The organism is Teredinibacter turnerae T7901 (genome assembly GCF_000023025.1).
Taxonomy (GTDB): domain Bacteria; phylum Pseudomonadota; class Gammaproteobacteria; order Pseudomonadales; family Cellvibrionaceae; genus Teredinibacter; species Teredinibacter turnerae_B.
Genome location: NC_012997.1, coordinates 4,816,670 through 4,832,257, shown reverse-complemented (window position 1 = coordinate 4,832,257; position 15,588 = coordinate 4,816,670). Strand labels below are relative to the sequence as shown.

14 protein-coding genes and 1 pseudogene are annotated in these 15,588 nt (G+C 51.9%); 10 read left to right on the top strand and 5 right to left on the bottom strand.

What is annotated here, in order from left to right; all coding sequences use genetic code 11:
* Positions 1-122: 122 nt before the first annotated feature.
* From cmr1 to TERTU_RS22505, 10 genes are all read left to right on the top strand, one after another.
* On the top strand, positions 123-1,544 hold the full coding sequence (cmr1, locus tag TERTU_RS19395) for a type III-B CRISPR module RAMP protein Cmr1 (protein ID WP_015819721.1): 1,422 nt from the start codon (positions 123-125) through the stop codon (positions 1,542-1,544).
* Entirely contained in the window at positions 1,537-3,342 is a 1,806-nt protein-coding gene (cas10, locus tag TERTU_RS19390; RefSeq protein ID WP_015819132.1) for a type III-B CRISPR-associated protein Cas10/Cmr2, read from the top strand. The genes cmr1 and cas10 overlap by 8 nt, the downstream gene beginning before the upstream one ends.
* Before the next feature lie 4 nt (positions 3,343-3,346).
* Positions 3,347-4,534 (top strand): type III-B CRISPR module-associated Cmr3 family protein, encoded by a 1,188-nt coding sequence (locus tag TERTU_RS19385; RefSeq protein ID WP_015818380.1) that lies wholly within the window; start codon positions 3,347-3,349, stop codon positions 4,532-4,534.
* Positions 4,535-4,549: 15 nt separating this feature from the next.
* Positions 4,550-5,446 carry a type III-B CRISPR module RAMP protein Cmr4 gene (cmr4, locus tag TERTU_RS19380; protein ID WP_015817966.1) on the top strand — a complete coding sequence of 299 codons (897 nt, stop codon included), beginning with the start codon at positions 4,550-4,552 and terminating at the stop codon, positions 5,444-5,446.
* Positions 5,443-5,844, top strand: coding sequence for a type III-B CRISPR module-associated protein Cmr5 (locus TERTU_RS19375; protein WP_015817724.1), 402 nt, complete (start codon positions 5,443-5,445; stop codon positions 5,842-5,844). Before cmr4 ends, TERTU_RS19375 begins: the two co-directional genes overlap by 4 nt.
* Complete coding sequence (cmr6, locus tag TERTU_RS19370; RefSeq protein ID WP_015817246.1) at positions 5,828-6,910, top strand: type III-B CRISPR module RAMP protein Cmr6; 1,083 nt, start codon at positions 5,828-5,830, stop codon at positions 6,908-6,910. Before TERTU_RS19375 ends, cmr6 begins: the two co-directional genes overlap by 17 nt.
* A gap of 21 nt (positions 6,911-6,931) precedes the next feature.
* Positions 6,932-7,462 (top strand): hypothetical protein, encoded by a 531-nt coding sequence (locus tag TERTU_RS19365; RefSeq protein WP_015816938.1) that lies wholly within the window; start codon positions 6,932-6,934, stop codon positions 7,460-7,462.
* A 185-nt stretch (positions 7,463-7,647) separates the two neighbouring features.
* Positions 7,648-8,265 carry a type IV toxin-antitoxin system AbiEi family antitoxin domain-containing protein gene (locus TERTU_RS19360; protein WP_228378204.1) on the top strand — a complete coding sequence of 206 codons (618 nt, stop codon included), beginning with the start codon at positions 7,648-7,650 and terminating at the stop codon, positions 8,263-8,265.
* Positions 8,199-8,516: a nucleotidyl transferase AbiEii/AbiGii toxin family protein gene (locus tag TERTU_RS22415; protein ID WP_338057807.1), complete on the top strand. Its 318-nt coding sequence runs from the start codon at positions 8,199-8,201 to the stop codon at positions 8,514-8,516. Before TERTU_RS19360 ends, TERTU_RS22415 begins: the two co-directional genes overlap by 67 nt.
* Positions 8,517-8,853: 337 nt before the next feature.
* Complete coding sequence (locus TERTU_RS22505; protein WP_420834823.1) at positions 8,854-9,144, top strand: helix-turn-helix domain-containing protein; 291 nt, start codon at positions 8,854-8,856, stop codon at positions 9,142-9,144.
* Here the strand turns inward: TERTU_RS22505 and TERTU_RS19355 are convergent.
* The 5 genes and pseudogenes from TERTU_RS19355 to glmS all read right to left on the bottom strand — a co-directional run bounded on the left by TERTU_RS19355 (position 9,112) and on the right by glmS (position 15,530).
* Positions 9,112-11,484 carry a S8 family peptidase gene (locus tag TERTU_RS19355; protein WP_015820256.1) on the bottom strand — a complete coding sequence of 791 codons (2,373 nt, stop codon included), beginning with the start codon at positions 11,482-11,484 and terminating at the stop codon, positions 9,112-9,114. The two genes, TERTU_RS22505 and TERTU_RS19355, sit on opposite strands and share 33 nt — an antisense overlap.
* Before the next feature lie 15 nt (positions 11,485-11,499).
* Positions 11,500-12,471, bottom strand: coding sequence for an AAA family ATPase (locus tag TERTU_RS19350; protein ID WP_015817991.1), 972 nt, complete (start codon positions 12,469-12,471; stop codon positions 11,500-11,502).
* An 86-nt stretch (positions 12,472-12,557) separates the two neighbouring features.
* A pseudogene (locus TERTU_RS19345) lies at positions 12,558-13,181 on the bottom strand (type ISP restriction/modification enzyme); the annotation flags it as partial.
* Between the two features lie 16 nt (positions 13,182-13,197).
* Positions 13,198-13,404, bottom strand: coding sequence for a type ISP restriction/modification enzyme (locus TERTU_RS22500; protein WP_420834829.1), 207 nt, complete (start codon positions 13,402-13,404; stop codon positions 13,198-13,200).
* Between the two features lie 293 nt (positions 13,405-13,697).
* Positions 13,698-15,530 (bottom strand): glutamine--fructose-6-phosphate transaminase (isomerizing), encoded by a 1,833-nt coding sequence (gene glmS / locus TERTU_RS19340; protein ID WP_015817164.1) that lies wholly within the window; start codon positions 15,528-15,530, stop codon positions 13,698-13,700.
* Positions 15,531-15,588: the final 58 nt, after the last annotated feature.

Here is a 15,588-nt window from a genome sequence, read left to right as displayed (position 1 = left end):
GATCATTTGATATTGATGCACAAACGGATGAAACGGTATTTAATGGCGCAAAAATCTACACGTGTTGTCGTGCCATTCCTTTATGATGGCACACTTCAGGGAAAGGCTTCATGGAGGATTGAATGCCCCGGCTCATTTCCAAACCTGCGCCACAGCCAACTGGCCATTCGCACGACGATAAAAACACACCACCGCACCCACAATGGCGTTACAACATTCAGGTTGTAACGCCCATGTTTGGCGGCGGTGTTGAAGCTCGCGTGCTCGACCCTTCGCAATTAATACGCGGTACGTCTATTCGCGGGCATTTACGCTTCTGGTGGCGCGCAACCCGAGGTGCAAAATTCGATAATCTGGCAAGCCTGCGCGAACGGGAAGCGGCGATCTGGGGCGATACCGATACCCCCAGCCGGGTGCAGTTGCAGGTTCGACTGTTAAATAGTGACGAGCCAAAGCCGGTGTTGAAATATATTAAAAACCAGAAGGGAAGGCGCACGCCGGACTGGGCCGAGCCTTTTAAGGCGAATACCGATGCCGCGCGCTATATCGCTTTTCCTTTTATCGGTAAATCGGATCAAGAAGATTCGCTCCCCGACGAGTTTTTACCTTTTGCGGAATTTCAATTAGCCCTGAGTTTTTCCCCACCGGTGCAACCCGGCAGTGAGGAAAACTCGTTGCGCAACGAGGTGGAAGCGGCACTCTGGGCCTGGGTGAATTTTGGTGGGCTGGGCGCGCGCACCCGGCGCGGTTTTGGCTCGTTGAGTTGCGCTGTGTTCAGCCCGCAGTCACCGGAAATACCCCAGTGGCTAGAAGAAAAATTGAATAGTTACGGAATTTTATTGGGGCAAGAGCGGCCCTGGCCGACATTGAAGGACTTTTTTTATAGTGCACGGGGTGCTGACAATTGCACTGCGTGGCTTAATGCGGTTCATCCGCTAAAGCTTTTTCGCCAGGGTGAATTCGTAAAAAGTGGCAAGGGGAATAAGCACCGGCGCAAGTCGTCCGCTGACATGGTCGGGCGGGACGGCAGCAACCATTCCCTGTGGCCCGAGGCAAACGCCATCCGCACCATTCTTAAGAAAGCCAGATATTATCGCGAGAGCAGCCCAAATAATGCTTTTCCCCGCGCGGCTTTCGGCCTGCCCATTATTACCCAGTTCAAACAAAATAATGATGATATTTCCGGAACCGAGCTTTACCCAATAGTGAATGACGAGCCCAGGGGAAGAATGGCCAGCCCGTTAATTACTAAATCGTTAAATATGTGCCCGCCGAGCGGTGGCGGAAGTGAGCAGGGTTACCCTTTTATTGTGCGCCTGAGTACTGCGTTGCCCTCGGGCCTGGGTTTACGGAAAACGGAAGAAAAGAACCCTGAGGTCATTGATGCGCCGTTGGATAAACGCGCTATTGTGAACCCTGATTTTACACAATACCCTGATTCGCCGATGGATAGCGCGTCGGGAGGCAGCGCTATCGAGGCATTTTTATCTTTCATCACAGGCAAAAAAATTTTAAAAAAATTACAAAGTAGCGACCATGGATAACGGTTTTTTACTCGCTTTAACAGTGGGACCTGTACAGGAATTTATTGCCGCAGCGCGGCGCACACGGGATTTATGGCTGGGCTCTAAACTGTTGAGCGATATTTGCCAGGCAACTGCCTTAAGCGTACACCAGCAGCAGGGGGAATTAATTTTTCCGCACCCCTCGATTATTGCTCCGCCAGCAACCTCCACGCCAACGAATAGAGCCGGGGCGGTAGCCAATGTGATACTGGCCAGGCTCGCGGGCGATGCCGATCCGGCAGAGGTCGCCAGGGTAGCGAAGAATGCGGCGTACCAATGCTGGCGGCGCTATGCCGAGGAACTGATGGACGATAAGCATTTAGCCGCATCTGTCGATCCGCTTCTGTGGCAGCAACAAAAAGACGATGTTATTGAATGTTATTCGGCGTGGGTGCCACTGGATCGCAGTTATGCTGATGCGCGAGCGCGGGTGATGCAGTTGCTGCTGCATGGCCGTAAATCCTGTCGCAATTTTATGGCGGCCAACGGTGTTGCGGGCATTCCAAAGTCCTCGCTGGATGGGCGGCGGGAGTCTGTATTGGTACGTCATCCATCGTCGTTGCTTAAGCACAATGTTGCGCCTTCGCCGCAGTTTCCGCTGGCAGATGGGGAGGAACTGGATGTGGTCGGCGTGGTAAAACGCGCGGCAAAAGGTTACCAGGCCTACCCCTCGGTGGCGCGCGTTGCTGCTGATCCCTGGTTGCGAAAGTTAGAAGCGCTTGACCCTTCGCGATTTGCCGCATTAAACCATGAGTGTGCCAGGTTGCATGAAGTAGAAGCGCTGAACAGTGTTAACAATCACCCTCATTACGCGTATTTTCCATTCGATGGTACCGCCGTGTTCCCCACCCGCTACGAGAGTATGGCGAAGGAAGCGGGTGTATCAAAAGACGACTTTGCAGCGCTTGCGGCATTATTAAATAAGATTACCGCGAACAACCGTGGCCTCGGCCAGCCAGACCCCTATTTAGCGTTGATTGCCGCCGATGGGGACCGTCTAGGGCAGGCGATTGCCAATATCGACAGTGTTGCGACCCACCGGGAGTTTTCCCAAGCGCTGGCCGGGTTTGCCCTGTCAGTTGAATCGCTTGTTCACCAACATCAGGGCGTGTGTGTGTATGCCGGTGGTGACGATGTCTTGGCGATGGTGCCGGTTGATAAAGCGCTGGCATGCGCGCGAGCGCTGCGCGACGCCTTTATCGCGGCAACCGAGCCGGTTGGGCTGGCAACACCGCTTACCTTGTCTGTGGGGGTGGCCATTGGGCATTGCATGGAGCCGCTGGAGGATTTACTGAATTATGCCCGCGCGGCAGAAAAGTTTGCCAAGGTCGGCTATACCGATCGCGACACCACGCCTGGCGACCGCGCCGATAAAACACGCAACGGTCTCGCTGTTTCCGTTCATCCGCGCAGTGGGCCAGGACTTAAAGTGCGAGAGCCATGGCAGGACACCGCCAACGCGCTGGATAAACGCCTTAACGAATGGGCGGGCTATTTTCGCAATAACCTCCTGCCGACAAAACTTCCTTACGACTTAAAACAGTTGGCGCTGGCGCACGGGGCTTTAAGCTGCGCCGAGGCGCTGCAAGCGGATATTTTATTGCTGCTGAAACGCAAGCAGGTGGAGAAAACTTTGCGGGTGGACCTTGTGACCAAAACCGCCTGTATCCGCACTACCAATGATGTGTTGCGGCTGGCGAGTGAAATGCTGGTCGCGCAGAAAATTGCCGATGCCAAGGTATTGCAGCCCGAACCCAGTGCACACACGGAGGTGTAACCCCATGGCTCACCATTTTGTCAGGTTAACGCCACGCGACCCATTAATCGCGCGGGATGGCCGCCCGTTCGGCGCCAGCTCGGGCAACAGAATGCGTTCGCTGCCGTGGTTTTATCCCTCGCTATTTAGCGGTTCGTTGCGCAGCCTGCTGGGAAAAGCCACTGGCGGTTTCAGCACGGAAACCGTTGCTGCACTTAAAGCGCTGGAAATTGCAGGCCCGCTGGCGCTGCTGAATAACACCTTGTTTTTCCCGCGGCCCCTGGATGCCCGGGTATTTGAAAGTGGCGCCGAGCGGCATTGTTACGGGTTGCGCCCCGGTGCGCTTGGCGCTGGTGAGGGGGTTGATTTACCAGGCCCAAATCTGCTGCCTACACTCTTGCCCGACGGCGCGAATATGGACGGCAAACCGGCTGAGATCGCACAGTTTTGGTCGTCTGCCCGGATGGCCGATTGGTTAACGCGTTCATCAGCCTCCGGATTTACCGCGCCGCCAGACAACACGCCTACTTCTGCCGATACCGGCTACCTCGCCGCACCGCCAGTAGATTTTCGCACGCATACCGCACTCAGCGATGAGAAGGGGGTTGCCGATGATGGCAAGTTATTTATTACCGCTGGGTTGGATTTAAACCTGCCGAATACGGCGGATATAGTGCAACTGGTGAGTCGGGTGGGTAACAGCGGGTGGTGCCAGCAGGTGCTCGAGGGGCTTGCACAGGTACACCCTATGGGCGGCGACCGGCGACTCGCCAACTGGCAGCACACTGATGATCAGCATCTTTGGGAGTGCCCGCAGGGCGTTGCCAGCGCACTTGCTAAGGCCACAAAAATACGCCTGTATCTGGCAACGCCGGGGTTGTTTGATGGTGGTTGGTTGCCGGGCTGGCTGGATAAAACCACGTTCACCGGTTGTCCTCCGGGTATTGAAGGCGGGCTAAAACTCACATTGAGGGCAGTGTGCAGCGAGCGCTGGCAACCGCTGTCTGGCTGGAGCCTGGAGCGGGATTCCTGGGGCCCCAAGGCTGCGCGCCGAATGGTGCCCGCGGGCAGCGTTTACTTTTTTACCTGCGATCAGGGTGACGCGGCACAACTGGTGCCGCGGTGGTTATCGTCTGTGTGCGATAAAGCGCAGGACCGAAATGACGGGTTTGGCCTGGCGTTGTGGGGAACATGGGATGAGCATAAAAACTAAAGGGGAACGAAAGCTGTGGATACACCGTTAAAACATTCCCGACTCTACTGGCTGCACGCGCTTACGCCGGTGCACGTTGGTGTCGGACGCGGGCTCGACTATATTGATTTGCCAATTATGCGGGAGAAAATTACGCACTGGCCCATTGTGCCTTCTTCGGCCGTTAAAGGTGTGCTGAGAGCGCATTACGAAGAAACGGAAAATTCACTGGTGGATGTGGCATTTGGCAGCGGTGGCGATTCCGATGCGAATGCGGGCTCGCTGAATTTTACCGATGCGCATATTGTGTGTTTACCCGTGCGCAGTTTATACGGCACTTTTGCGTGGTGTACGTCGCCAATGGCCCTGCGTCGTTTTCTGCGGGATATAACAACGTATGGCGGTGATGGGGCAGGTTTGGAAATTCCCGCTGTGGCGAATGCTAACGCGTCGATAACATCATCCGACACTGCGCTTGCTGAGCGCAACACGGTGTTTCTCGAAGATCTGGATTTTAGTAATACGGCATCGGAGCAGGCGAAAAACTGGGCTCTGTATATCGCCAGAAATGTTTTTGGCGAAAGTAGCTGGCAAGAGGCCTTTGTGTCTCGCTTTATTATCCTTTCCGACGATACATTTAATTTTCTCTGCGATACCGGCACCGAAGTTAATGCGCGTATTCGTATTGAGCAAGAGACCAAAACGGTTGTGCCCGGAGCGCTTTGGTATGAGGAATCACTGCCTGCGGAAACCTTGCTGGCGGGGGGCGTATGGTGCGAACGGTTGTACAAAGGTAGAGCGGGGAGTACAACTGCGGATGAGTTATTTTCTCAATACTGCTGCAAACCCTTACATCTGCAAATTGGTGGCAATGCCACTACCGGGCAAGGACAGGTACGTTGCATTTTCGACAGCGAGGCTGCGAAGCCATGACCGAGTCGACGAATTTTCAAACCCGCCAGCAGCAGTTTTCCCAGCGCGCATACCAGCAAGTTGCCGACCGGTTGCAACAGGAAAAGGATATTCAGGAGTATAAAAGTTTTGCGAAGCGATTCCCCACGTTAATTCACACTTGCGGCCTCGCACAGTCGCTGTCGTTTGCGCAGGCGAAAGGTAAGGACGCCTACCTCGTAGACCTGGCAGCGGTGGCAAATATGACGAGTGAAGGAAGCAACGCGATTGATAGCCAGGCGCGAACTGCGGGGCTGCCAGAATATATGCGGTTAACCCGGCTGCTATTAAGTGCGGCAAACTGGCTAAAACGCTTTAGCGAAGCATTGATACCTGACCAAGCTGAAGATGAGGGAGCGAGCGATGCAAGCGTGCCGTAACGCAGTTAGTAATGAGCTTTCTCACTTAACAGAGCAATTGCAAAAAGAAGTCACGTTTAGCCACGCGGGCCTGCTGCTGGATCGCTATCTGGAACAGGTCAGTGGCCAGGAGCGGGGCGGGTCGGCCAAATATCGCAAGAATTTATTGCAAACCGCGAAACTCGCGGTAAAACACCTCAGCCGTCCCTACACCCTGGCATTCGAACGCAGAGAGTCGTTATGGCCGGAAAACTCCTGCGTAGACGATGTTGAGACGATAAGCCGAATGATTATTGGGTTGGGTTCGGACAGTGTTTTGGAAACCGGACTGAGCCTGCACCATACCTATGGCGTGCCGATTATTCCAGGCACTGCGTTAAAGGGCCTGGCAGCGCACTTTGCTGCATCTGTATGGAAGAACGACGAGCCCGAATGGGACATTGGCGGGGAGTACCACACAATCGTATTTGGTAGTTCCGCCAGTGCGGGTAACCTGGTGTTTCACGATGGCTGGATTCAGCCCCAATGCGTGGAGCAGGAACATAAGGGCTTGCTTGACGATATTCTTACCCCCCACCACAGCGATTACTACACCAGCGGAAATGCCGCGCCGACAGATTTCGATGACCCTAACCCCGCCAATAGTTTTTTGTCCGTGGCTGGGACTTTCCGCATTGCGATTTCCTGTGAGGACACCAGCGAAAACGGCCGCGCCTGGTGCAAATTGACAATGCAGCTCTTGCGTAGCGCGCTCGAACAATGGGGCGTTGGTGGTAAAACCAGTAGCGGCTATGGGCGGCTGATCACCAAGGCGTCGGCAGTGGAAGAACCTCTGGGTGCACCTGAAGTGCCAGAGGAAGAGGTGTGGCTTTACGAGACTATCCAACGGATTAAGCAAGAGCACCACATCCCAAGTGATGAACAAGCGATTTTGAGTACGCCTTTAGCGAAACTGTGGGCTGAAGAGCCAGATGCAGAGTTAAAAGCGAAAAAACTGGTGGCGATAAAACGGCGCTGGGGCGAGGATAAGTGGAACGGCAATTACGGGAAAAAAGCCAAGAAAATATATTTGGCAAATTCAGGCTAGAATTAAAGGAGATTGCTCTAAATGCTGGATTGGTTAGTTGATTTTTTTCAACATGATACTTTTGTGGTGCTGGGAGGGATCTCCTGCATTATTTTGATTTTTAGTGTTCTGCTGGCTATTTGTAACCAGTGGGTTTATTCGCGAAACATACTGCTGGTGTTGTTTCGGTTAGGCAGGGCATTGGCGCGGCGTAAAGTCGTGATTGTTGCAAATGCAGAGTGCTCGCCAGATATTAAAAATGTGCTGCTCGATTCAGATTTTTTTGCCGAAAAAAATATTACCAAAATCAGTCGGTGGGATATTGAAAACCTCAAGGGTGCCACACTGATTATTGCGCACTACAAAACCGTAGCAGACGACCTCCCAGAAATTATAGGCGCTCTCAAATCCAATACGGATAAACGCTATGCCCTGATTGTATACGCCCCCACCGATCAGGGCCGGGTGTCTGATGAGCATATGACGTTGATAAATCAAAAACGCAATACGACACTGGTGAATATGCGCGGTCGGCTGTTGAGCGACGCTTTTGTTTATATGATGACGACCTAGGGCTACCGGCTCCAATATAGTTACAACGCGAGCTGAGCCAGCACTTGCGTTGTCAGTTTTTTCACTTTCAGCCAATGATCATCGTTCTTTGTTCAATGCTCCGGCTTGGCTCTACGCTAAACACCACTTATGAGCATCTTAAGCATGTTCCATAATGTCGGCATGTGTTGACTGTTGCCGACATTATGAAACATACTTACCGTATGAAAAGTGCCGGCCAACAAATCCTAGAATTAGCCCGTACCCAAGGACTTATCCGTTCCCGCGATATTTCCGCACAGGGGCTGCCCCGCATCGCCCTCACTAGGCAAGTTCGGGATGGGCAACTGGTTCGAGTCGATCGCGGTTTGTATGCACTCCCTAACAGGCAGTCCTCAGAACATAGCTCACTTGCAGAAGTTGCCAGCAAATATCCTGAAGGAATCATTTGCCTACTCTCCGCGTTGCGTGTACACGAACTTACCACGCAATCGCCATTTGAAGTTTGGCTTGCCATACCTCATAAAGGGCGAGCGCCGAAAATAGATTACCCGCCATTGCGAATTATTCGATTCTCAGGGAAAGCACTAACCGAGGGGATTGAAGAGCACTCAGTCGACGGAGTAACTGTCAAAGTATCTAATGTCGCGCGTACGGTAGCCGACTGTTTTAAATTTCGAAATAAGATCGGGCTAGATGTTGCACTGGAAGCCCTACGAGAAGCTTGGGACAGCAAACGCACTAGCATGGATGAGCTGTGGCGGTACGCAACGATATTGCGAGTTGCAAATATTATGCGGCCATACATGGAGAGTCTTTCGTGATCAACCGAAATGTGGCCTCTTCAGTACGAGCACGTCTACTCAATCATGCACGTGAAACGAAGCAAGACTTTAATCTTGTGCTAACTCGATTCTGCCTTGAGCGCTTGTTATATCGGATCAGCATTTCCAAATATGTGAATCACTTTTATCTGAAAGGTGCACTGCTATTTGATCTTTGGTTCGATGTCCCACGCAGGCCGACGCGAGATGTAGACTTTTTGGGATTTGGGCCATCTGGCTGGGGAATATGAGCGAAACCCAGAACTCTATGCATTGAAGGATATAAAGAGATTCTTTCTAGAATAAGGTGGCAACAACCACTAAAGGTAAGGTCACCTTACTTTGTCGTCATTCTCGGTGCTGGCGATTGCGTAAGTTGATAATAAGGCGATGGTAAGGTCAAGTTTTTTCATTATTGAATCCTTGGAATAGTTTTAATAGGTCAAAGGTCTGAGTTTGGGTGCAGAAACAGATCCAGTGGATCGCGCCCATGAAACTTGAACTCACCATGGGAATTATTAAGTTCGAGCAGGGGACTTAATTCTTTGGTGCATGAATAAATGTGTATCTTAATTACTTATAGACAAGGTGCGTACCGATAATTGGTACGATGAAAAAGTCCATTGGGTCCCCCAATACCAAAAACTGATTCACTGGCTACAGCAAAGCCGGGAGGAGCAAGGCCTCAGCATGCGCGCCCTGGCAGAACGGCTCGCAGTGCCGCATTCCTTTGTTCAGAAAGTCGAAACGATGGAGAGGAAGCTGGCGGATGTTCTCGAATATGTGGTGTATTGCGAAGCGTTAGGATTGGAGCCCGCAGAGCGGCTCCAATTGCTGAGTTACAGGCTATTCAGCACGCGCACGGGCTCGAATTTGTAGATCAATCAGCTGTGAGATTTGCGTGTACAATAGAGCATGCTCGTTTTCTCGGTCGGTTACGGTAACCACCAGTGCGTAGTCTTCTTGTTCCAGGCTCAAAGCTTCGCCCCAATCCCTGTCCTGCCGGGTTACAACAACAAACCACTTCTCGTTTGGGTTGCGTTGCTTCATTCGCCAAGTGGATGACTGCACTGTGCCCTTGCTTCTCAATTCTGCGGTGATATCCCGATTGCCAGTGGCATCGTCGTTACGAGTGTCGGTTTCGCCTTGGGTTTCGTGATTGAAGTGGCGCTGAACGGCCTCTAGTGATTCGCCTTTGACGAGGCGAAAATGTATCTTTGTAGCAACGTAATCTAGGCGCGTGGTCCGCACTGCTGGGCAGTAGGCGAGCGTCACTCGGATCTCCCTCGCAGCGCGCTGGGTTCGTAAAAACTCGGGCGGTAAAGGAAGTTCAAAAAAGTGGTGGGCATTGTTGTCAATTTTGTCTTCCGCCATTAACACAACCACGTTCTCGGAGGAGCGAAATAGCTCGTTCTCATCCACCGCGCCGTAGCCGGCAATATCTCTACCGGCATCGCGACCACAAGCCGCTTTATAGGTTGCTTTCATCTCTTCAGAAAAGCTTGTTTCGACCTCATTGGGGAGATTTGCATGGTTGACTAAAAGAGCTCTGAGCAAATTGGCGGATGCGCGGGGATAATTATTCAATAGTCGTCCCGCCAAATGAGTCTCAAACGGTGCCGCGAAACTGACCCCACTCATTTCAGTGAATATTGTATTGCCCACGAATCGACTGTTGCAGGTTAAAACCCCCATTCCTTTCATTACAGCGTCGTATTCTCGCCCAGTGCGCATGGTTGAAGCAAAGTTACCGCCTGTAGCTATCAAATCGGGTTTTATTGCCCCTTTTACTGACGGGCCGTGTCGAGTGAATGGCGATGGCTGGTTTTCGTTTGCAGGTGCTAATTGTGCAATTTCTGGGTATCGTTGAGCGTCAAAAGTTGCGTTGTGCTTTGCCAGGCTGCCAACCGTAATTACATTCAATGCTGGAGCTGGGTCTATCAGTACACTCTGCTCTGCTAGCAGATATTCGGGGTATTCGTCCCTCCAACTGTATTTCGGCACCTCGGGATTATTTGAACCGTTGAAATTGCCTGTGGAAACGACAAATAGAACATTAAAGTCGCGAGCAAGTTTATCAAGCACATAAGCAATACCGCGAACATGCCTGCCATCATATGGCGCATTGGCATTTCCCAAAGACAAATTGAATATCCGGCACTGATGCTCTTCTACAAAGTAGGTAACAGCTTCGACTAAGGTTTTTTCGATGGTTTTTACATCGAATTCTGCGTGCTCATTTAGAACTCGGCCATTGAACAGCAGTAATTCCGGTCGCCAATAGTCGCTCGCCTTACAGGATTCTAAATCACCGTAAAGAGCGATCCCAGCAACAGCAGTGCCATGCCCGTTCAAATCACTGCCATCACCTCCGATGAAATCTGCGCTTTCAGCCATGGCAGGCGCAATTAGCGGGTGATTACCAGTGATGCCGCTGTCAAGAATACATATCCGTGCAGCATTCGCTGGCGGATGCGGGATGTTTTCGGGCAGGTTTTCAATATCGCAATGGAGCTGGCTATATTGAATGCCGCTTTTAGGTGGTAAATCCGCCAGCCGCACATCCCCGTGGTTTAAAAGCATACCGGCCTGATTAACATTCACCCGAAGCCTATACATCAACAGGCTATCGAGGTTTATTTTATCGACCCTCTGAATTTGAGTCTCTGCCAACCACCGCTCGAAAGCTTCGCAAATGGTCAACCTGTCCGGGTGACGCGCAACGTTTACTGGCCATAGCTCGATGTCTAGAATGAACGATTCTTCCTGCGGCAAACCAAACTGGGTTATTGCCCAACTGGTGCGGTCTTCTGCGGTCCAGTTATCGATGCCCTCAATGGCTTCCAATATTTGCTTATAGGTCAGTTCAGCATCATCAATTCCTAGCTTTTGTAAATGGTCAGCAAACTTCGCGAGCCCGGATTCGTTCGCAAAAACCACGCAGAGCTGATTGTCTTCATGGCTCACAAACTCTACACCGTGCTTGTGCAGGTGGTTGATGTCTAATAAGCCCGTATAGAGAATCTTTAGAACAAAGTTGCCGGGGCGAGAGGTAAGTTGCTGTTGTGCATTTTGAAATGAGTTATTTAACGCATCTGCCAAACGCTGACCGTGCCCACGAAGGTCTCCTCGAGGGTGCCGGGGAATTTTGTATTCTCTAGTTCTACGGTCGTTTTCAAAGGGTGCTCTTTCAATCCTTAGGTGTTCAAAATCAGCCATGATCCAGCCTTATCATTATTTTTCGCGTGAAGCCGCCTGCTTTAGGTCTTTAACTGTTAAAAATTCCTGGCTACGCAATATCATTCGTTTGACGGCCCGGCGCACAATTCGCTCAATGTCGGCACCGCTGCGATTCTTAAAGAGCGTTAGCAGTGAGCTTTCATCCAGTTCAAACTGACGGCGAACACCGCGCAGCTTGAGTGAAAGAATTTGCTGGAGTTGTGCCGAGTCAGGCAGGGGGAACCCAACTGTTTCATCAAAGCGGCGCCAGATCGCATTATCCAAGATGGATTCATGGTTGGTGGCTGCCAAAATCAGGCTCTTCCCTTGGTAAGCATCCATCATCTGCAAAACCGCATTCACCACGCGACGCAGTTCGCCATGTTCGCCAGCGTCCGAACGCTCTTTGCCGATTGCGTCAAACTCGTCAAACAATGCCACCGTCGGGTGCTCTGCAATAAAATCAAAAACTTTGCGCAAGTTGGCCGCAGTTTCTCCCAGGAACGAAGAGACCAAACCATCCAGCCGCACTATAGCCAAGGGTAAGTCCAGCTCGAAGGCAATCACTTCCGCAGCTAACGTCTTTCCGCACCCTGGTGGGCCGTGGAAAAGCGCTTTACCAGAAGGCTTCATACCGAAGCTTCGCAATACATCTGCTCGGCGATGCTCCTCTAGTAGTTCCTCAATAGCTGCAAGGCTGGATTCAGGTAAAACCATTTCTTCTAATGGTCTTTGGGCCTGCCTGATATCCAGCAATGGCAAGCCCCGCTCTTTATCGACGGGGGCGGCAGGGAGCTGCGTACGTCCAGAGGATTTGGCAGGCTTTAAGTGCTCGCCGTACAAAATTTGCTCAAGGTCATTCGCGAGCAAGTGGTGCTGCTTCTGTCGCTCATCCTTGATAACGGCTTCCGAGGCACGACGAAAAGCCTCAGCATCGCCGCTGCTGCCTGCTCTAATCAATTGTCTTAAGATTTTCCCATTCGCCATATACCTTCCCCTAAATCACCCATTCACCGTATTCGAGCGCAAATGTCACGCTATTGTTATTTGTCGTCATTTTGCCAGTTTAATCGTTACTTCGCCTCGTTTAACGGTGGCAAGTTGTTGACCATCCGCACGCTCTCTACACTTACCCGAACTATGCGCTTCAGCAGATCGACGATGTAGCGTGGGTCTTCCGACCAATCATTGAGGGCGTTCCAGATCTGGCTGGCCTTATCCACAGATACCCTGTAGCGGTCCAGAATCCACACAACGGCTGATTTGCCATATACCACGTAGTCGTATGCCTCCAGGGGGATTCTCCTAAGCGTGACATTCTCGTTATAGCCAATCACTAACTTGTCGGGTTTTCCGCCTTGCTTGCCCAATACCATTTTGGATACACGCCAGTCTTTAGCTTCCATCACCGAGCGCGTAACATCCTCGGTTAGAGCGTAAGGTTCGACTGTCTCATAGTTTAGATGCCATTCACCTAGAGCACGACCCGCATCACTGAAGGCTTGAAAATCTTCAGGCAAAGGAATTCTGGGTCGCATCTTCTTCAGATCAGCTGAGAAACGCTCTTTATATTCTATTGAATGCAGAAAGCCGTAGACGTACCAGAAGATGGCTTCTTTTGTAATCGCGGTTTTGTTGAAATGCTTCTGGAAAGTTTCCAGAGCCCACTCTGTAACGGCTTCTCTGCGGATGTATCCGTCGCTATCCCCAGCTTCAGTTGATTCGAATAAGCCATTTTTCGGCTTTTTTTAGTGTCTCGTAAAAGTACATGGGAAACCCTTGACCCTTCTCTAATACCTCGTAGTCTGGCACATGAGCTGATATGAATGATGAAAATGGCTTTCTGCAACCTGCACCTGGTACACACAATGTAAAGTTTTTCCTTCGTCCTTCTGGAAAGAGTGTGGGTGTATGATAAATTATTTAATTCAACTGACGGCTGAAATAGAGCCACTGCCTTGTGTGCGGACGATAATGCTATGCACTAATGATTCTGATTGAAAGCTATAAATATGTCCTTTGGTGACAGCTTTTTAAAGTTACTTGACGATCCGGTGGATGCTCCGTAATTCCCAGATCTATCGAGCAATTTGCGCTTCAAGAATCATAAAATAAACCTTGCTCAATCTTCTCCAATTGCAGAATAGAGAGCTCCTTGTAAAGTACGATACTTTATTGTCATTCAACACTTCACAGAATTTATTTCCCAACCCCTACTCCACTGTCACGCTTTTCGCCAAATTCCTCGGCTGGTCTACATCGGTCCCCTTAATAATCGCCACGTAGTAGGAGAGCAGTTGCAGTGGCACGGTGTAGAGAATGGGGGCGAGCCAGTGGTCGATATGGGGGACGTTGATGACGCGGAGGGTGTCGTCGCTTTGGAATTGGGCGTTGGTGTCGGCGAACACGTAGAGGATGCCGCCGCGCGCGCGTACTTCTTCCACGTTGGATTTGAGTTTTTCCAGCAGGTCGTTGTTTGGTGCAACCACAATAATCGGCATTTCGGCATCGATCAGGGCCAGCGGGCCGTGTTTGAGTTCCCCGGCGGCGTAGGCTTCGGCGTGAATGTAGGAAATTTCTTTCAGTTTGAGCGCACCTTCCATCGCAATCGGGTATTGGTCGCCGCGCCCCAAAAACAGCGCGTGTTGTTTATCGGCAAATTCTTCGGCCAGGGCTTCGATCTGTTCGGCGAGGCCCAGGCTTTCTTCCAATAAGCCCGGCAATTGTTGCAGTGCTGCGCCCATCTGTTGGAGCCGGGTACCGCTCAGGCCGTTGTATTTACCCAGTGCCATGGTGAGCATCGCCAGGCCCACCAATTGGGTGGTGAAGGCTTTGGTTGAGGCAACGCCGATTTCAGCACCGGCGCGGGTCATAAATGCCAGGTCCGATTCGCGGACCAGCGACGAGCCTGCGACATTGCAGATGGTCAGGCTGCCCAGATACCCCTGCTGTTTGGCCATACGTAACGCGGCGAGGGTGTCGGCGGTTTCGCCTGATTGCGAGATGGTAATTAACAAGCTGTTTGGATGGACAAACGATTTGCGGTAGCGAAATTCTGAGGCGATTTCCACGTTGCAGCTAATATTGGCGAAGTCTTCCAGCCAATAGCGGGCGACCATGCCCGCGTGATAGCTGGTGCCGCAGGCGACGATCTGGATGTGCTGTACCTGCTTGAACAGGTCTGCCGCGCCATTGCCGAAAGTTTCGTCCAACACACGGTCGCCGCTGACGCGCCCCTCAAGCGTTCCGTACACACAGCTGGGCTGCTCGTGGATTTCCTTGAGCATAAAGTGGCGGTACTGGCCTTTGTCACCAGCGTCGTAACTGACGTTGGACTCGTGAATTTCGCGTTCGACGCTCTCGCCGGTTTTATCGAAAATACGCACGCTTTTGCGGGTAATTTCGGCAACATCGCCTTCTTCCAAAAACATGAAACGACGGGTAACAGGCAGCAGCGCGAGCTGGTCGGAGGCAACAAAGTTTTCGCCAATGCCGAGACCAATCACCAGCGGACTGCCGGAGCGCGCGACTACCATGCGGCTGCTGTCGGTGCGGTCGATTATTACGGTGCCGTAAGCGCCTTCCAGTTCAGGTACCGCACTCTGCACTGCGGCGAGCAATGAATCGCTGGTTTTAAGGTGTTCTTCTACCAGATGGGCAAGGACTTCGGTGTCGGTTTCCGATTCGAAACGATAGCCTTTGGCGATAAGTGACTGGCGCAGGGGTGCGTGGTTTTCGATGATGCCGTTGTGCACCACCGCGATTTTCTCGTGGCTGATGTGCGGGTGCGCGTTGCGTTCGCTGGGTTCGCCGTGAGTGGCCCAGCGGGTGTGGGCGATTCCTGTGCCGCCACTTGGGAATGCTTCTTCCAGCGCATCGCTCAGGGCTTTGACTTTACCCAGGCGGCGCACCCGGGCGAGGCTGCCGTCGCCATCGATAATGGCCACGCCCGCGGAATCGTATCCGCGGTATTCCAGGCGGCGCAGGCCTTCAACCAGAATTTCAGCTACATCGCGTTGCGCAACTGCGCCAACAATGCCACACATAATCTTTCTCCAATACTTATCTTGTTCATCGCTGCGGCGGGGCTTTACTGCCGCGCGT